Origin of the sequence: Streptomyces sp. NPDC056883, from assembly GCF_042788835.1 — a bacterium.
Classification (GTDB): domain Bacteria; phylum Actinomycetota; class Actinomycetes; order Streptomycetales; family Streptomycetaceae; genus Streptomyces; species Streptomyces stoeckheimensis.
Window position 1 is genome coordinate 134,841 of the sequence record NZ_JBHUBS010000007.1, and the last position, 17,788, is coordinate 152,628.

Genomic DNA, 17,788 nt, shown 5'->3' on the forward strand with positions numbered 1-17,788 from the left:
GTCACGATGACCTTCCACCCGCGCCCCGAGGCCGGCGAGCCGCAGCCGTGGGCCTTCCCGGCCCCCGAGCGCGGGGTCCTGGCCAACGGCCTGACCCTGCTGCGCTGCCACCGCCCGGGCCAGCAGGTGGTCGCGGTCGAGATCAACCTCGCCGCCCCGCTCGACGCGGAGCCCGAGGGCCTCGACGGCGTGGCCACCATCATGGTGCGCGCCCTGTCCGAGGGCACCGACAAGCGCTCCGCCGAGGAGTTCGCCGCCGAGCTGGAGCGCTGCGGCGCCACCCTCGACGCGCACGCCGACCACCCGGGCCTGCGGGTCTCCTTGGAGGTCCCGGCGTCCCGCCTGCACAAGGCGCTGGGGCTGGTCGCCGAGGCGCTGCGCACGCCGGCCTTCGCCGACGCCGAGGTCGACCGCCTGGTGCGCAACCGGCTCGACGAGATCCCGCACGAGAGCGCCAACCCGCAGCGCCGCGCCGCCAAGCAGCTCTCCAAGGAGCTCTTCCCGGCCACCCTGCGGATGTCGCGCCCGCGTCAGGGCACCGAGGAGACGGTCGCCCGCATCGACTCCGCGGCCGTACGGGCCTTCTACGAGGCCCACGTGCGCCCCGCGACCGCCACCGCGGTGGTCGTGGGCGACCTGACCGGCATCGACCTGGACGCCGTCCTGGCCGACACCCTGGGCGCGTGGACCGGTGACACCACCGCCCCGCGTCCGGTCCCGCCGATCACCGCCGACGACACGGGCCGCGTGGTCATCGTGGACCGGCCCGGCGCGGTCCAGACGCAGCTGCTGATCGGCCGCATCGGCGCGGACCGGCACGACCGGGTCTGGGCGCCCCAGGTGCTCGGTACGTACTGCCTCGGCGGCACGCTCACCTCCCGGCTGGACAAGGTGCTGCGCGAGGAGAAGGGGTACACGTACGGCGTGCGCGCCTTCGGCCAGGTGCTGCGCTCCACCGCCGACGGCAAGGGCGCCTCGATGCTCGCCATCAGCGGCTCGGTGGACACCCCCAACACCGGCCCGGCCCTGGACGACCTCTGGACGGTGCTGCGCACCCTCGCGCAGGGCGGCCTGACCGACGCCGAACGGGACGTGGCCGTGCAGAACTTGGTGGGGGTGGCCCCGCTGAAGTTCGAGACGGCCGCTTCCGTCGCAGGCACGCTCGCCGACCAGGTCGAGCAGGAGCTGCCGGACGACTACCAGGCGCAGTTGTACGCGCGGCTCGCCGAAACCGGGACGGTGGAGGCCACTTCGGCGGTCGTCAACGCCTTCCCGGTGGACCGTCTGGTCACGGTCCTGGTCGGCGACGCCTCGCAGATCGAGGAGCCGGTGCGGGCCCTCGGGATCGGCGAAGTGACCGTGGTCACCAACTGATCGTCAGTTGATCTCCGGCGGGCCGTCAACTGGCCCGCCATTCAAGGGGCTCCGGCGGCTTGTCCGCCGGGGTCCCTTTTGTCCTTTATCTGGCCTTTAGTGGTGTGGTTGCTTGTATGTGGTGTGGCGTACGCAACAAAAAGGCGTGTCTGTTTGGCGATTGACTGATGATCCGCCTAGCGTCGGCCGTGCTGTCCGTCAGTTGTAACCGCCGCGTCCGCGGCACCGGGCAGCGATCGCCGAGTCCCCGTCAGGCGCGAGCCTGGGGAGCCGGGGACCCACTTGTGTCCCTGGGGTGAATCGGACCGCCTCGCAAGAGGGGGCCCGTAGGAGACCTTCCTGCTCCGAACCCGTCAGCTAACCCGGTAGGCGAGAGGGAAGGAAAGGATCAACCCCTTCATGGCGTTTGGCAGTCGTGCCGCCGGTTCCGGTTCCGGCAAGCACCGTGGTTCGAGTCGTCTCAGCCGCAGGACCGCCGGCTACGCCGGCATAGCCGCCCTCGCCACCACTGGTGTCGTCGGCTCCCTGGCCGGTCCCGCGTTCGCCGCGGACCACAGCCCCTCCATCGAGGACACCGGCACCCTCAACACCATCGTGGTGGCCGACGAGCTCGCCGGTGACGTCGAGGCCCAGGCCCAGTCCCAGCAGCGGGCCGCCGAGGCCGCCGCCGCCAAGGCGCAGGCCGAGGCCGACGCCAAGCAGCGGGCCGCCGAGGCCAAGGCGCAGGCCGAAGCCCAGGCCAAGGCCGAGCGCGAGGCCGCCGAGCGCGCCGCCCGCGAAGAGGAGCGCAAGCGCCTCAACACCTTCGTTTCCCCGCTCGACGACACCTACGTCAGCACCCAGTACCACGCGGGTGGCGGCATGTGGTCCTCCGGCAGCCACACCGGCATCGACTTCCACGCCGCCTCCGGCACCGAGGTGCACGCCGTGGGCCTCGGCACCGTGGTCGAGGCTGGCTACGGCGGCGCGTACGGCAACAACGTCGTCATCAAGCACGCCGACGGCACGTACACCCAGTACGGCCACATGTCCTCGCTGAGCGTCTCCGTCGGCCAGCAGGTCACCCCGGGCCAGAAGATCGGCCTGTCGGGCTCCACGGGCAACTCCAGCGGCCCGCACCTGCACTTCGAGGCCCGCACCGGCGCCGACTACGGTACGGACATCAACCCGGTCACGTACCTGCGCTCGCACGGCGTCACCGTCTGACCCGCTGCGCTCCGCAGCACACGTCTTCCGCGAAGGCCCCGGCTCTTTGAGAGCCGGGGCCTTCGTCGTGCCGAGTGTCCAGTGCCGGGTACTTCGCGCTGCGCGATGTGTGAATGTTTCGTATTTCCGGCCGTCCTCGGAAATTATCGTGTGTTGCAATAGAGTCGCAACGCGCACAGCCATACGAAAAAGGCGGAGGTCCGGTCTTGCGTATTCCCGCGCACACGGTATGCACAGCGATCCGCGACGACATCGTCTCCGGGGTGTTCGGGCCCGGCGCCCGGCTGACCGAGGAGGTGCTGGCCCGCCGGTACGGGGTCTCGCGCGTCCCGGTGCGCGAGGCGCTGCGCACGCTGGAGTCCGAGGGGTTCGTGACCACCCGCCGGCACGCGGGTGCCTGCGTGGCCGAGCCGACCGAACAGGAGGCCGCCGACCTCCTGGAGCTGCGGATGCTCCTGGAGCCCCTCGCGGCCGCCCGGGCGGCCCGGCGGCGCAGCGAGGCCCACCTCAAGGTGCTGCGCGGCCTGGTCAGGCTGGGCCAGGAGCGGGCCAGGAGGGGGCAGGGAGAGGACCTGCGGTCCCTGGGCGGCTGGTTCCACGAGACGCTCTCCCAGGCCTCGGGCAGTCCCGGGCTCATCGCACTGCTCACCCAGATGCGCCACAAGGTGGCCTGGATGTACGTGGTGGAGGCCCCGGTGCGGCCCGTGGAGTCCTGGGTGGAGCACGGCGCGATCGTGGACGCGGTGGCCCGGGGTGATGCCGAGCGGGCGCGGGCGCTGACCGCGGCGCACGTGGACCGGGCGGCGGGGGCCCACCGGATGCGCGTGAGGACTTTGCAACCTGCCGTAAACACGGCAAGCGTTCCGCATTAACAAACGCCGTATACAAAGGAGGGATATCCGGGCCGGATAATTCGGCTCGCGTGCCCGGCGTCTCGCACGTTATTCCTGCCTGAATTCCGGCCGCCGGAATGGGGTGCGCCGGAATGGAGTGCGCCGCAATGGCGGCGCAGGTATGTCCGGCCGGACTCCCGTGCGGAAAGCAGCGAAGCCGTTGCCCTCGACCGTGGTGGTCGGGGGCAACGGCTTCGTCGTGCAAGTGCAGCAAGTCCTGCGGGTCGAACCCGAAGGGGTCAGACGGTCTCGGGGAGCTCCTCGAGGCCCTCGGCGACCAGCTTCGCGAGGCGGTCCAGTGCGGCCTCGGCGCCGTCGGCCTCGGACGAGAGGACGATCTCCTCGCCGCCCTGGGCGCCCAGGCCCAGGACCGCCAGCATGGAGGCGGCGTTGACGGGGTCGCCGCCGGCCTTCGCGATGGTCACCGGGACGCCGGAAGCGGTCGTCGCGCGGACGAAGATCGAGGCGGGACGAGCGTGCAGGCCCTCGGCCCAGCCGACGTTGACGCGGCGCTCTGCCATGGTGATGCCCTTCAGGTTCTTACGGGTTGTCTAGACCAGTCTCTCACGGCGTCCGGAATGGTCGAACCGACCTTCGGCCCGACTTTCCCGCCGTTCGACCTACCCCAGCTTGCCCTTATTCGAGCCAGCTTGCCCGATGCGCCGCGCCCAGGCCACTCGAAGCGTTCGAGCCTTAAGGTGACCCCATGACGACCGCGTCCGACCCCTCGTACCCGGATCACTGGGAAGCCGACGTCGTCCTTCGGGACGGCGGCACCGCCCGGATCCGGCCCATCACCACCGACGACGCGGGCCGGCTCGTCAGCTTCTACGAGCAGGTCTCGGACGAGTCCAAGTACTACCGGTTCTTCGCTCCCTACCCCCGGCTCTCCGACCGCGACGTGCACCGCTTCACGCACCACGACTACGTGGACCGGGTCGGCCTCGCCGCGACGATCGGCGGCGAGTTCATCGCCACCGTCCGCTACGACCGGATCGGCGCCGACGGCCGCTCGGCCACCGGGCCCTCCGACGAGGCCGAGGTCGCCTTCCTCGTCCAGGACGCCCACCAGGGACGCGGAGTCGCCTCCGCCCTGCTCGAACACATCGGCGCGGTGGCCCGCGAACGCGGGATCCGCCGCTTCGCGGCCGAGGTGCTGCCGGCCAACAGCAAGATGATCAAGGTGTTCACCGACGCCGGCTACCAGCAGAAGCGCAGCTTCGAAGACGGCTCCGTCCACCTCACCCTCGACCTCGAACCGACCGCCGAGTCCCTCGCCGTCCAGCGCGCCCGCGAACAGCGTGCCGAGGCCCGCTCCGTCCAGCGGCTGCTGTCCCCCGGCTCGGTGGCGGTGATCGGCGTCAGCCGCTCCCTCGCGGGCGTGGGCGCGGCGGCCCTGCGCAACCTGCGCGACAGCGGCTTCCACGGCCACCTCTACGCCGTCAACGAGGCGGTCACCCGGGATCTGCTCGACGGCGTACGGGCCTACCCCACGCTCGGCGCCGTCGGCGCCCCGGTCGACCTCGCCGTCATCGCGGTCCCGGCGGACCGGGTCCCGGACGCGGTGGCCGCCTGCGGTGAACACGGGGTGCAGGGGCTGGTCGTGCTGTCCGCCGGATACGGGGAGAGCGGGCCCGAGGGCATGGCCCGCCAGCGCGAACTGGTGCGCCAGGTGCGCTCGTACGGGATGCGGCTGATCGGACCGAACGCCTTCGGGGTGATCAACACGGCCCCCGAGGTGGAGCTGAACGCCTCCCTGGCCCCCGCTCCGGCCCCCGCGCGGGGAAGGGTCGGCCTCTTCACCCAGTCCGGGGCGATCGGCATCGCGCTGCTCTCCGGGCTGCTCCGGCGCGGGGAGGGGCTGTCCTCCTTCGTCTCCGCCGGGAACCGGGCCGACGTCTCCGGGAACGACATCCTCCAGTACTGGTACGACGACGAGGCGACCGACGTCGCGCTCATGTACCTGGAGACCCTGGGCAACCCGAGGAAGTTCACCCGGCTCGCCCGGCGCACCGCGGCCGTCAAGCCCGTGGTCGTCGCCAAGGGAGGCCGGCACACCCCGGCCGGACACGTGGTCCCCGGCACCCGGCTGCCCGAGGCGACGGTCTCGGAGCTGCTGCGGCAGGCCGGCGTCATCCGGGTCGACACGGTGACCGAGCTGGTGGACGTCGGCCTGCTGCTGGCCTCGCAGCCCGTACCGGCCGGCCCGCGGGTGGCCATCCTCGGCAACTCCGAATCGCTCGGGGTCCTCACCTACGACGCCTGCCTGACCGAGGGGCTGCGGCCGCTGCCGCCGCTCGACCTGACCACGGCCGCCTCGCCGGAGGACTTCCGTACGGCCGTCTCCGCCGCGCTGGCCTCGCCGGACACCGACGCCGTCGTCGTCACCGCGATCCCCTGGGTGAGCGAGCACGCGCTCGCCGACGACCTGGCGGAGGCCCTGCGGGCGGCCGCCGCCGCGCACCCCGGCAAGCCGGTGGCGGTGGTCCACGTGGAGCTGGGCGCCCTCGCGGAGGCGCTCTCCGCGGCCACGGCGCCGACCGCCGCGACGGACCTCGCGGACGCACTGCCCGCCACGCTGCCGACGCCCGCGACGGCTCTGGCAGCCCTGGGCTCCGGGTCCGCCTCCGACGCGGTGTCCGCCTCCGATGCCGCGCCCGCCTCCGACGCCGTGCCCGCCTCCGACGCCGAGCCCGAGGCCGTGCCCGCCGCCGCGGCGGCGCCCTTCCGGCCGGAGCCGGCAGCCGAGGGTGCGGGGAGCGCGGCCGTGCCCGCTCCCGGAACCGCCCGGATCCCGAGCTATCCCGCCGCCGAGCGGGCCGTCAAGGCCGTCGCCGAAGCCGTGCGGTACGGACAGTGGCGCCGGGGCGTCGCCGAGGTCGGGCAGGTGCCCGAGTTCGAGGACATCGACGAGAGCGGGGCCGCCGGGCAGCTCTCCCGCCTGCTGGCCGGTGTGGGGGAGGAGGAGGTGGCCACCCTGGACGACCCCGATGCCCGCGAGCTGCTCGCCCGCTACGGGATCCGGGTGCTCTCCACGCTCCCGGCCCCCAGCGCCGACGCCGCGGTCCGCGCCGCCCGGGTCCTCGGCTACCCCGTGGCGCTCAAGACCACCGCCCCGCACCTGCGCCACCGCGCCGACCTCGGCGGGGTCCGCCTCGACCTCACCACCGAGGCCGAGCTGCGCCGCTCGTACGAGGAGCTCACCCACGCGCTGGGCAAACCGCAGGAGCTGCTCCCCGTGGTCCAGTCGATGGTCCCGCGGGGCGTCGACACCGTCATCCGCTCCGTCATCGACCCCGCCGCCGGCGCCGTCCTGTCCTTCGGGCTCTCCGGGGTCGCCTCCGAACTCCTCGGCGACACCGCCCACCGGCTGGTTCCCGCCACGGACAAGGACGCGGCGAGCCTGATCCGCTCGATCCGCACCGCCCCGCTGCTCTTCGGCTGGCGCGGCAGCGACCCCGTGGACACCCCCGCCCTGGAGGAACTGCTCCTGCGCCTCTCCCGCCTCGTCGACGACCACCCCGAGGTCGTCGGCGTCGCCCTGGAGCCCGTCGTCGTCGCCACCGAGGGCCTGTCCGTGCTCAGCGCGACGGTCCGCGTCGCCCACCCGCCCGCCCGCGGAGACCTCGGCCCGCGGACCCTGCCCAGCTACTGAGGTCCGGCGGGCACCAGGGCGGCCGAGGTGCCCCTTACGGGCCTTAGGATGGACCTCATGGCGAAATCCGGTACGACGACCCAGGGGCTGCGCACGGCGATCGAGCGCAGCGGCTACTACCCGGCCCTCGTGGCCGAGGCCGTGGAGGCCGCGGTGGGCGGCGAGCCGATTTCGTCGTACCTGGTCCACCAGGAGACGACCTTCGACTCCAACGAGGTGCGCCGGCACGTCACCGTGCTGGTCCTGACCGGCAACCGCTTCATCGTCAGCCACACCGACGAGCAGGCCGCCGACGCCGGTTCCCCGTCGCCGTACGCGACCACCTCCACCGAGTCGGTCAAGCTGGCCAGCATCTCCTCCGTGGTGCTCAGCCGCGTCGTGGCCAACCCGGAGTCCTACACCCCGGGCACGCTGCCCCGCGAGGTCGTCCTGACCATCGGCTGGGGCGCGGTCTCGCGCATCGACCTGGAGCCCGCCGCCTGCGGCGACGCCAACTGCGACGCCGACCACGGCTACACCGGCAACTCCACCGCCGACGACCTCAGCCTGCGCGTCAGCGAGGCCGGCGACGGTCCCGAGGCGGTCCGCCAGACCCTGGTCTTCGCGCAGGCACTCAGCGAAGCGACCGCGGCCACCTCCACCCCCGCCCGCTGATGGCGTACTCCGCCGCGCAGAGCTGGCAGGACGAGCCCGAGCTGCTGGACCTGGCAGGCGCCCCGGTGCCGCACTACGGCACCGGCTCGCTCGCCGACCTGCTGCCCACCCTCGTGGCCGGCCAGGGCGTACCCGGCTTCGAGGCCTCCATCGCCGAGCTGACCCCGGCCGACCGGAACTGCGTGTTCCTGGTCGACGGCATGGGCTGGGAGCAGATCAAGGCCCACCCGGACGAGGCCCCGTACCTCACCTCGCTGCTCGGCAGCTCGCGCGGCGGCACCGGCCGCCCGATCACCGCGGGCTTCCCGGCGACCACCGCCACCTCGCTGGCCTCCGTCGGCACCGGCCTGCCGCCCGCGCGGCACGGCCTGCCCGGCTACACCGTGCGCAATCCGGCCACCGGCGAACTGATGAACCAGCTCCGCTGGCACCCGTGGACCTCGCCCAAGCCCTGGCAGCCGTACCCGACCGTCTTCCAGCAGGCGGACGCGGCCGGAGTGGCCACGGCGCAGGTGTCCTCGCCCGCCTTCCAGACCACCCCGCTCACCAAGGTCGCGCTGAGCGGCGGCACCTTCCTCGGCCGGATGACCGGCGAGGAGCGCATGGACCTCGCGGCCGAGCGCCTCGGGGCGGGCGACCGCTCCCTGGTCTACACGTACTACAGCGAGCTCGACGGGGCCGGCCACCGGCACGGCGTCGACTCCGACGCCTGGCGCGGCCAGCTGATGTACGTGGACCGCCTCGTCCAGCGCCTGGCCGAGCAACTCCCGCCGCGCACGGCCCTCTACGTGACGGCCGACCACGGCATGGTGGACGTCCCCTTCGACGAGGACTCCCGCATCGACTACGACGACGACTGGGAACTCGGCGCGGGCGTGGCCCTGCTGGGCGGCGAGGGCCGGGCCCGGCACGTGTACGCCGTACCGGGCGCCGAGGCCGACGTGCTGACCGTCTGGCGCGAGGTGCTCGGTGACCGCTTCTGGGTCGCGAGCCGCGCGGAAGCCCTGGACCTGGGCTGGTTCGGGGCGCCGGGCGCATGCGACGAGCGGGTCCTGGGCCGCATCGGCGACGTGATCGCGGCCGCCCAGGCAGACGTGGCGATCACCGCCTCGCGGGCCGAGCCCAACGAGTCGGCCCTCGCGGGCATGCACGGCTCGATGACCCCGGCCGAGCAGCTCGTCCCGCTGCTCGAAATCCGCTCCTGACGCTCCCGCCGCCGCCCCGCCTCCCCTCACCCTCCCTTCGAAAGGCGCTGTACTCCCCATGCCCGAGCTGGTGTTCTTCTCCGGAACGATGGACTGCGGAAAGAGCACGCTGGCGCTCCAGATCGCCCACAACCGCGATGCGCGGGGCCTGCAGGGCGTGATCTTCACCCGTGACGACCGGGCGGGGGAGGGCAAGCTCTCGTCCCGTCTGGGTCTGGTGACGGAGGCGGTCGAGGCGCCGGAGGGCATGGACCTGTACGCGTACCTCGTCGCCCAGCTGTCGGCGGGCGGCAGAGTGGACTACGTGATCGTGGACGAGGCCCAGTTCCTGGCGCCTGTCCAGATCGACCAGCTGGCGCGCATCGTGGACGACCTCGACATGGACGTCTTCGCCTTCGGCATTACTACGGACTTCCGTACGAAGCTCTTCCCCGGCTCGCAGCGCCTGATCGAGCTGGCGGACCGCTTGGAGCAGCTCCAGGTGGAGGCCCTGTGCTGGTGCGGGGCCCGTGCCACGCACAATGCCCGCACGGTGGGCGGGGAGATGGTGGTCGAGGGCGCCCAGGTGGTGGTCGGCGACGTGAACCGCCCGGCGGAGGAGATCGGCTACGAGGTCCTCTGCCGCCGCCACCACCGCAGGCGCATGACCTCGGCCGCCGCCCACGCCGGCGCCCTCTCCCCGGACGTCCTCCCGGTCAACCACGCCTGACAGGGCTCCAGGGCCTCAGGGGGCCTGAGGGAACCGATGGGGTCCCCGATAGCGTGTTCTTCCTAGATGCTGACCGGCACTGGAGGGATGCAGCCCATGGAACTGACCGCAGAGATCGCGGCTATACGGAACGGGGCGGGTGATCCCGGACGTCTGGTGGGGGAGTTCCGGCGGGCTGCCCTGCTGGTTCCGCTGGCCGACGGCCCCGACGGCGGTCTGATGTCGGCCGTGTCCGGCGGCATCCGCTGGATCTACGCGTTTACGGATGAGGAGGCGCTGGCCCGGTTCGCGGTGGCGCGGGGTGAGGCGGAGTCCGGCCGGGAGTGGGAGTTCCTCTCGGTGCTGGGTGCGCGGCTGGTGGACGCGGTGGTTCCGTTGGCGGACGGTCCGGCGGGTGTGGTGGTGAACGTCGCCGACGGGGACGGGTCGATGTTCTTCCCGCCGGTCGCGGGGATCGTTCCGGACGGCAGCGCCGTGGATCTCACTGACGGCGGGGTGGCTGCCTGATGGCGGGTAGCGGGGATCTTGAGGTTTCGCCGGCGGCGGTCAAGAACATCCAGGACGGGCTGCGGGCGGCGATCGGGGAGCTGCGGGAGTCGGGGGACGCGGCCGGCGCTTCGATGGGTGCGGGGTTCGAGAACCTGTCGATGACGGGGATGGAGGCCGGCCACGCCGGGCTCGCCACGGACTTCGAGGATTTCTGCGAGCGCTGGGAGTGGGGTGTTCGCGCCCTCGTGCAGAACGCGAGCACCCTCGCCGGGTCGTTGGGGATCGCGGCAGGCACGGTGTGGGAGGAGGAGCAGTACCTCCACGGCACCTTCAAGGTGGTCGCGAACGCGGCGTACGGCAATCCGCACGCCTCCGAGGACGAGATCGAGCAGAAGTCCTGGGGTGACATCTTCTCCGCGGACGCCTACAAGCCCGATTACAGCGCGGAGTCCTTCGAGAAGAGTGCCGAGGAGATGAAGCAGACCTGGTCGGACACGGGGGACCAGCTGACCTCCAGCGGGAAGATCGGTTCGCTCAAGGACTTGTTGGAGCAGGCGAAGCGTGACGGGGGCGGTCACTGATGGGCTGGCGGGACTTCGTACCGGACGTCATCGAGGACGGTGTCGAGAAGGGTGCGGAGAAGGTCGGTGACGCGGTCGAGTGGGCCGGTGACAAGACGGCCGACTTCGCCGAGGACGTCGGCCTGGACGACGCCGGGGACTGGATCCGGGACAAGAGCCGCTCGGCTGCCAACCAGCTCGGCGCGGATGTTGCGGAGTTGGAGCTTGGGCAGACCGAGGACCCGAACCGGCTGGTCTACGGCAGCGTGTCGAAGATCCGGGCGCAGGTGTCCCACCTGAACGACTTCAAGGCCTCCTTCGACAAGGTCGGCAACGGCCTGAAGGGGATGGGAGAGCCGGACGGCCTGAAGGGCAAGGCGGCCGATGCGTTCCGGGAGTCGGTGGCGAAGGAGCCACCGCGCTGGTTCAAGGCGGCCGAGGCCTTCGGGAAGGCCGCCGACGCGATGGGCCGGTTCGCGGAGACCGTGGAATGGGCGCAGGGCCAGGCCAAGGAAGCGCTGGAGGAGTACAACCGGGCGAAGAAGGTCTCCACCGAGGCCCGCACCGCGCACAACAAGCTGGTCGACACCTACAACACTGCGCTGAAGGCGAAGCAGGATCCGCTGCCGCCCCGCCCCTCGGAGAACTTCACCGATCCGGGGACCGCGATCGCGACGGCCGCGCAGGACAAGCTCGATAGCGCCCGCAAGCAGCGCAACGACGTGGCGGAGACGGTCCGTACGGCGGTGCGGGCGGCGCGGGACGCTGCTCCGCCGAAGCCTTCGTACGCGAAGCAGCTCGGTGACGGCATGGATTACATGGATCTCGCCAAGACGCACCTTGCGGGTGGTGTGTTCAAGGGCACGGCGGGGATCGTGAACTTCGCGCGGGCGCTCAACCCGATGGACCCGTACAACCTGACGCATCCGGCCGAGTACGTGACGAACCTGAACTCGACGGCCGCGGGTCTGGTCACCATGGCCAACGACCCGCTCGGGGCGGGCAAGCAGATGCTCGACGAGTTCATGAAGGACCCCTCCGAGGGCATCGGCAAGATGATCCCGGAACTCATCGGTTCCAAGGGGCTCGGTGCGCTGAAGAAGGTCGGCTCCGCCGCCAAACACGCCGACGATGCCAAGGGGCTGGGCCGCAGTCACCTTGAAAAGGACGGCCCGGACAGCTCCTCCCGCGACTCGTCCAAGGACAAGACGTGCGAGGAGGACCCGGTCGACGTCGCGACCGGCCGCATGATCCTCACCCAGACCGACGTGGCCCTACCCGGAACCCTGCCGCTCCTCTTCGAGCGGACCTTCGAGTCCTCCTACCGGGCCGGCCGGTGGTTCGGCCCGGCCTGGGCCAGCACCATTGACCAGCGGCTGGAGATCGATGCCGAGGGCATCGTCTTCGTGCGGGAGGACTCCAGTGTCCTGGCCTACCCGCATCCGGCGCCCGGCGTCCCCGTCCACCCCACGCACGGCCACCGCTGGCCGCTCTCCCGGGACGCCGACGGCGCCGGGTACCACATCACCGACCCCCGCAGCGGCCGTGTATGGCATTTCGCCGTCCACAACGACCAGCTGGCGCTCCTGGTGCAGATCGACGACCGCAACGGCAACCACGTCTCCTTCGCCCATGACGAGGACGGCGCCCCTCAGGAGGTGGTCCACAGCGGCGGCTACCACCTGAAGCTGACCGCCACCGCGGGCAGGATCACCCGGCTCGCCCTGGCCGACGGGACCGAGATCCTGCGCTACGGCTACACCGACGGCCACCTCTGCGAGGTCACCAACTCCTCGGGCCTGCCCTTTCGGTTCGGCTACGACGACCATGGCCGGATCATCTCCTGGACCGACACCAACGACCGCCACTTCGACTACGTCTACGACGACCGCGACCGCTGCGTCGCCCAGTCCGGCACCAACGGGCACCTCAACGCCCGGTTCGAGTACGGCGACAGCGTCACCACCGTCGTCAACGCCCTCGGACACCGACGCCGGTACGAGGTCAACGAGCGGGCCCAGATCGTGGCCGAGACCGACGCCAACGGATCCGTCACCCGCTTCGCCTATGACCGGTTCAACCGACTGGTCTCCCGGACGGATCCCCTCGGCCGCTGCAGTCGCATGGCGTACGACGAGGACGGCCGACTGGTCTCCCTGATCCGGCCGGACGGCCGAGAGGCGACCGCCCGGTACGGCGGTCACGGAGGCCCGACCCACCTCACCCGCCACGACGGCACCACGGTCCGCCGAACCTACGACGAGCGCGGCAACATCACCTCCGCGACGGACAGCGCCCGCAGCGCGACCACCTTCACCTACGACGAGCGGGGGAACCTGGCGTCGCTGACCGACGCGCTCGGCCGCACCACCGCCATCCTGTGCGACCGTGCCGGACTGCCGCTGCGGATCACGGACCCGCTGGGAGCCGTGACCCGCTACCGGCGCGATGCCTTCGGACGCCCCGTGGCCGTCACGGACCCGCTCGGCAACACGGCCCGACTCACCTGGAGTGCCGAGGGCCGTCTGCTGCGCCGAACCGAACCGGACGGCACCGAGCAGGCCTGGGAGTACGACGGCGAGGGCAACTGCGTGCGCCACACCGATGGCCTGGGCGGTGTCACCTCTTACGAGTACGGCGACTTCGACCTCCTGGTGGCGCGTACCGGGCCCGACGGGGTGCGCCACGCCTTCGAACACGACTCCGACCTCCAGCTCACCCGGGTCACCAACCCCCAGGGCCTGCACTGGTCGTACACCTACGATCCGGCGGGCCGGCTGATCGCCGAGACCGACTTCGACGGCCGGACCGTGGCATACGCCTACGACGCGGCGGGCGGGCTGCTGAGCCGGACCAATGCCCTGGGGCAGAGCGTCTACCACCGCAACGACCTCGGGCAGATCGTCCGCAGGGAGTGCGACGGGGTGGTCACCACCCTGGAATACGACGTGTTCGGGAAGCTTGCCCACGCGGTGGGGCCGCACAGCAAGCTGACCCGCCTGCGCGACAGCGCCGGCCGGCTGCGCTCGGAGACCGTCGACGGGCGCACGCTGACGTACGAGCACGACGAGCTGGGCCGCCGCACCGGGCGCACCACCCCGGCGGGATCCGTGAGCGCGTGGAGCTTCGACGAGGCCGGCCACTGCCGTGAGATGACGGCCTCCGGCCGCACGATCACCTTCGAGTACGACACGGCCGGCCGCGAGCTCGTGCGGCGGATCGGCGAACACCTCACCCTCTCCAGCACCTGGGACGACCGGGGCCGGCTGGCGGACCAGGCCGTCACCGGTCACGACGGCAGGTTGATCCAGCGCCGCGGGTACTCCTACCGCCCCGACGGATCGCTCGTCGAGATCGACGACGCGCACGGCGGCCGACGGCGGTTCGAGTTGGACCCGGCCGGAAGGGTCATCGCCGTGCGGGCGGCGCAGTGGACCGAGCGCTACGCGTACGACGAGGCGGGCAACCAGCGGTCGGCGTCCTGGCCCGAGTCCCACCCGGGCGGTGAGTCCGCCACCGGATTCCGCGCCTACGAGGGGACGCGGCTGACCCGGGCGGGCCGGGTCGGCTACGAGTACGACGCGCTGGGACGCGTCGTACTACGGCAGGAGCCCCGGCTCTCGCGCAAGCCCGACACCTGGCGCTACGAGTGGGACGGCCAGGACCGACTGGTCGCCGTGCGGACGCCGGACGGGACCCGTTGGCGCTATCGGTACGACGAACTGGGCCGGCGCACGGCCAAGCAGCGGCTGACGCACGCCGGCGAGGTCGCGGAGGAGGTGGTGTTCACCTGGGACGGCTCGACCCTGTGCGAGCAGACGACGCGCACGGCCGGCTCGGCCCGGGAAGTGACCCTCACCTGGGAGCACCGCGGTCTTCATCCGCTGGCGCAGACCGAACGCATACGCACCGCGGACCAGGGCGAGGTCGACCAGCGGTTCTTCGCGATCGTCACGGATCTCGTCGGCACCCCGACGGAGCTGGTCGACGAGCGGGGCGCCGTCGCCTGGCGCACCCGCTCCACCCTCTGGGGGAGCACCACCTGGAACCGGGACGCGACGGCCTACACCCCGCTGCGGTTCCCGGGTCAGTACTTCGACCCGGAATCGGGTCTGCACTACAACGTCTTCCGTCACTACGACCCGCTGACGGCCCGCTACCTCAGCCCCGACCCGCTGGGCCTGGCCCCCGCGCCGAATCCTTCGACCTACGTGGTCAACCCGCACATCTGGGCCGATCCGCTGGGCCTGGCCCCGGACGGCTGCCCGCCCAAGGGCGAGAAGAGCAACCCGTTCAAGACCAGGGAGGAGGCCCGGGAGGCCGCGCACAGGCTGGCCGGGGTGGACCCCGCCGTGGACGACCTGTGGGCCACCTGGAAGGTCACCGACGACATCGGTCTCAAGCATGTCGAGGGCTACACCTACTCCGACAACGCCTCCCACCTGGGTACCTTCTGGCAGTACGAGCTCAAGAACGGCGGAGGTTCCCGCGTGGTCGTGGAGCACACCCACGATCCGGCGGGCCCGCACTTCCACGCGGGCATGCCGAAGGCCATGGGTGAGCGTCCCGACGGTGGTCAATTCGTCAACTTCGGCTGGGACAACAGCAATTACAAGGAGATGGAACGCTACGCCAAGATCAACAAAGAAGGCGGCGACCATCACCTGTTCTACGAGAACGGTGGCTGAGGATGACAGACGAACAGAGCGGGAGCGCGCCGGCGCCGCAGCTGGCGAAGGCCGGGCTGGAGGTCGTGGCGCAGGGCGTCGCCGAGGGGCTGCCCTCGTACGCGCGGGCCTTCAAGGCCGTCGTCAACGTCGAGGTGGTCCCGCAGGCCACCGTGGCGCGCTCGGCGCCGGGGGCGCCGGCGGAGGCCGACCGGCTGTGGGTGGAGCACGCACGGACCGCTGCCGTCATCGATGGCGAGGGCTGCTTCCTGGTCCGGGGGGCCGATCGAGACTGGGTCCGGGTGCGTGGCACCTCGCACACCGCGCTCTCCGCCGCCCTCGTACCCGGGGCCGGCTCCATGGTCATCGCGATGTCCCCGGACGGCCGAAGGCTGTGCGCCCTCACCGAGGAGGATGACGACTACTGGATCGTCGTCCACCGTTTCGAGGACCGCCCCGTGTGACCCGGGCCGAGACGGCACGGTACCCATGGGCATCCATGTCCCCGGTCGGATCAGCCAGGCGGACATGGACCCCCTGCTGGAATACGGGCATTCCCGGGATGTGCTGGACGGAATGCACCACGGGAAGGTCTGCCTCGTTGGTTCCGGTGCGGGTGCGCTGCGTGCCGAGGAAGCCCTGGCGGTGCAGGGACCGAGCTGAAACGTGGTGGATGCCCAGGCAAAAGCACGCCGGCGCTCCAGATCGCCCACAACCGCGATGCGCGGGGCCTGCAGGGCGTGATCTTCACCCGTGACGACCGGGCGGGGGAGGGCAAGCTCTCCTCCCGTCTGGGTCTGGTGACGGAGGCGGTGGAGGCGCCGGAGGGCATGGATCTGTACGGCCGAACCGGCCGTGACCGGAACCGAGTTCAGCGGCCGGGAAAGGCGGTGGACGCCGTCGTGCCTCATGCCGGCCAGCCGAGCGTGGTCAGTGCAAACACCACCGCTATGCCGTGCCCGACCAGGATGACTCCGGTGAGGGTGTCGTACAGCATGTACAGGCATCCGGTGGAGGGCCCCTTTCGGGAGCGGGACCGGCCGTAGAACGTGCAGAGCAGCCCGGGTATGCCGACGAGGAGGAACGCGACCGGGCGGGGAGACTCGTTCAGCGAGCTCGCTTCCCCGAGGTGCAGCAGGGCCAGCAGCAGTGCGACCACGAGGAACAGGGCCCTGACCCAGAGGGAGCGGGGTGTCCGCAAGCGCAAGCGCAGGCGCCATCGGCGGGGGCGGCCCGGCGGCTGCCAGGCGGTCGCCGTCGGCGTGGGTGGGAACGGGGGCCGGGGCGGGGGCGCGAGGGCGCCGAGGAACTGCGGGGCGGCGGCCACGGCGGTCAGGGTTTCGGCCAGTGGGGCCGGGTGGGAGAGTTCCGTGGCCGGGTGGGGCGCAGCCGCCGCCGTGAGTGCGGTGCGCATCGTGGCGGCGTCACGGGGGCGGTGTTCGGGAAGCTTGGCCAGGGCGGCGGTGAGTATGCGTTCCAGGCCGGGTTGGCCCGGTAGGCCTGCGGCCGTGAGCGTCGGCGGGGGCTCGTGCACGTGGTGGTAGCCGATCGTCAGCCGGTTCGCCCCGGCGAAGGGCCGGAGGCCGGTCAGCATCTCGAACAGCAGCAACCCGACGGCGTACAGGTCCGACCGGCCGTCGATCTCCGCCGGCCCTTGGATCTGCTCGGGAGACATGTACTCCGGTGTGCCGATGGTGAAGCCGGTGCCGGTCAGGGCGGTGCCGTCGCCCGCGCCCGCACGGACGATCCCGAAATCGGCGACCTTCGCGGTGCCGTCCTCGGAGAGCAGGACGTTCGCGGGCTTGATGTCCCGGTGCACCATCCCGCGGGCGTGGCTGGCCTCCAGCGCTGCCAGCACCTGGTCCGCGATCCGCACCGCCTCGGCGACGGGTAACGCACCCCGCTCGCGGAGCGAGTCGGCGAGGGACGGCCCCGTCACCAGTTCCATGACGAAGTACGGTACGGGCGGCCCGTCCGCCTGCGGCTCGGCGCCGGTGTCGTACACGGTGACCACGTGCGGGTGCGCCAGCCCTGCCATGGCCCGGGCCTCGCGCTGGAAGCGGGTCGCGGCCTCGCTGTCCGCCTCCGGGCGCACCAGCAAGGTCTTGATCGCGACGGGCCGGGACAGCGAGGTGTCCCAGGCCCGGTGGACCGTGGCCATGCCCCCGCTCCCGAGCACCCCGTCGATGCGGTAGCGACCGTCGGCCACGGACCCGCCCGGCGCGAACATGTCATCCCCCATGCCCAGATGGTAGGGACAGGTGGGAAGGATTGTGTGCGGGATGCAGGGATGCAGGGGTGCAGCAGCGGCCCCCGGCGGGGGATGCCGGGGGCCGCGCGTTCGGGAGTGGTTCGGGAGTGGTGCGGAGTGGTCCG

Annotated in this window: 14 protein-coding genes, 1 pseudogene and 1 riboswitch; of the genes and pseudogenes, 13 read left to right on the plus strand and 2 right to left on the minus strand. The window is 71.7% G+C overall.

The features are described from left to right. The first annotated feature begins 6 nt into the window (after positions 1-6). The 3 genes from ACFRU2_RS19440 to ACFRU2_RS19450 all read left to right on the plus strand — a co-directional run bounded on the left by ACFRU2_RS19440 (position 7) and on the right by ACFRU2_RS19450 (position 3,452). Positions 7-1,374 (plus strand): M16 family metallopeptidase, encoded by a 1,368-nt coding sequence (locus tag ACFRU2_RS19440; RefSeq protein ID WP_382974015.1) that lies wholly within the window; start codon positions 7-9, stop codon positions 1,372-1,374. 227 nt (positions 1,375-1,601) lie between these two features. Beyond that, a riboswitch (cyclic di-AMP (ydaO/yuaA leader) is annotated at positions 1,602-1,761 on the plus strand. 12 nt (positions 1,762-1,773) lie between these two features. Then, on the plus strand, positions 1,774-2,580 hold the full coding sequence (locus tag ACFRU2_RS19445) for a M23 family metallopeptidase (RefSeq protein ID WP_274549901.1): 807 nt from the start codon (positions 1,774-1,776) through the stop codon (positions 2,578-2,580). A gap of 206 nt (positions 2,581-2,786) precedes the next feature. Continuing rightward, complete coding sequence (locus ACFRU2_RS19450; RefSeq protein ID WP_382973534.1) at positions 2,787-3,452, plus strand: GntR family transcriptional regulator; 666 nt, start codon at positions 2,787-2,789, stop codon at positions 3,450-3,452. A 260-nt stretch (positions 3,453-3,712) separates the two neighbouring features. On the opposite strand, the gene ACFRU2_RS19455 is transcribed toward ACFRU2_RS19450, so the two are convergent. Further along, complete coding sequence (locus tag ACFRU2_RS19455; protein WP_250746483.1) at positions 3,713-3,994, minus strand: HPr family phosphocarrier protein; 282 nt, start codon at positions 3,992-3,994, stop codon at positions 3,713-3,715. A gap of 185 nt (positions 3,995-4,179) precedes the next feature. Between ACFRU2_RS19455 and ACFRU2_RS19460 the strand changes: the two genes are divergently transcribed. The 10 genes and pseudogenes from ACFRU2_RS19460 to ACFRU2_RS19505 all read left to right on the plus strand — a co-directional run. Continuing rightward, the gene (locus tag ACFRU2_RS19460) at positions 4,180-7,128 is read left to right on the plus strand and encodes a GNAT family N-acetyltransferase (RefSeq protein WP_382973537.1); all 2,949 of its coding nucleotides are present in this window, start codon (positions 4,180-4,182) and stop codon (positions 7,126-7,128) included. A 57-nt stretch (positions 7,129-7,185) separates the two neighbouring features. Continuing rightward, positions 7,186-7,782, plus strand: a complete 597-nt coding sequence (locus ACFRU2_RS19465) for a DUF5998 family protein (protein ID WP_250746479.1) — start codon at positions 7,186-7,188, stop codon at positions 7,780-7,782. Next, positions 7,782-8,987 carry an alkaline phosphatase family protein gene (locus ACFRU2_RS19470; RefSeq protein WP_382973539.1) on the plus strand — a complete coding sequence of 402 codons (1,206 nt, stop codon included), beginning with the start codon at positions 7,782-7,784 and terminating at the stop codon, positions 8,985-8,987. Before ACFRU2_RS19465 ends, ACFRU2_RS19470 begins: the two co-directional genes overlap by 1 nt. Positions 8,988-9,045: 58 nt before the next feature. After that, the gene (locus tag ACFRU2_RS19475; RefSeq protein WP_382973541.1) at positions 9,046-9,696 is read left to right on the plus strand and encodes a thymidine kinase; all 651 of its coding nucleotides are present in this window, start codon (positions 9,046-9,048) and stop codon (positions 9,694-9,696) included. 96 nt (positions 9,697-9,792) lie between these two features. Continuing rightward, positions 9,793-10,203, plus strand: a complete 411-nt coding sequence (locus ACFRU2_RS19480) for an SseB family protein (protein WP_382973543.1) — start codon at positions 9,793-9,795, stop codon at positions 10,201-10,203. Further along, positions 10,203-10,766 carry a hypothetical protein gene (locus tag ACFRU2_RS19485; RefSeq protein WP_382973544.1) on the plus strand — a complete coding sequence of 188 codons (564 nt, stop codon included), beginning with the start codon at positions 10,203-10,205 and terminating at the stop codon, positions 10,764-10,766. The genes ACFRU2_RS19480 and ACFRU2_RS19485 overlap by 1 nt, the downstream gene beginning before the upstream one ends. Further along, positions 10,766-15,433 (plus strand): putative T7SS-secreted protein, encoded by a 4,668-nt coding sequence (locus ACFRU2_RS19490; RefSeq protein WP_382973546.1) that lies wholly within the window; start codon positions 10,766-10,768, stop codon positions 15,431-15,433. The genes ACFRU2_RS19485 and ACFRU2_RS19490 overlap by 1 nt, the downstream gene beginning before the upstream one ends. Positions 15,434-15,435: 2 nt before the next feature. Then, complete coding sequence (locus ACFRU2_RS19495; RefSeq protein ID WP_382973549.1) at positions 15,436-15,876, plus strand: hypothetical protein; 441 nt, start codon at positions 15,436-15,438, stop codon at positions 15,874-15,876. Positions 15,877-15,901: 25 nt separating this feature from the next. Further along, on the plus strand, positions 15,902-16,075 hold the full coding sequence (locus tag ACFRU2_RS19500; RefSeq protein WP_382973551.1) for a hypothetical protein: 174 nt from the start codon (positions 15,902-15,904) through the stop codon (positions 16,073-16,075). After that, positions 16,072-16,326 (plus strand): annotated as a pseudogene (locus tag ACFRU2_RS19505) (hypothetical protein); the annotation flags it as partial. The gene ACFRU2_RS19500 and the pseudogene ACFRU2_RS19505, both read left to right, overlap by 4 nt. On the opposite strand, the gene ACFRU2_RS19510 reads toward ACFRU2_RS19505, so the two are convergent. Next, entirely contained in the window at positions 16,320-17,654 is a 1,335-nt protein-coding gene (locus ACFRU2_RS19510; protein ID WP_382973554.1) for a protein kinase, read from the minus strand. The pseudogene ACFRU2_RS19505 and the gene ACFRU2_RS19510 overlap by 7 nt on opposite strands. Positions 17,655-17,788: the final 134 nt, after the last annotated feature.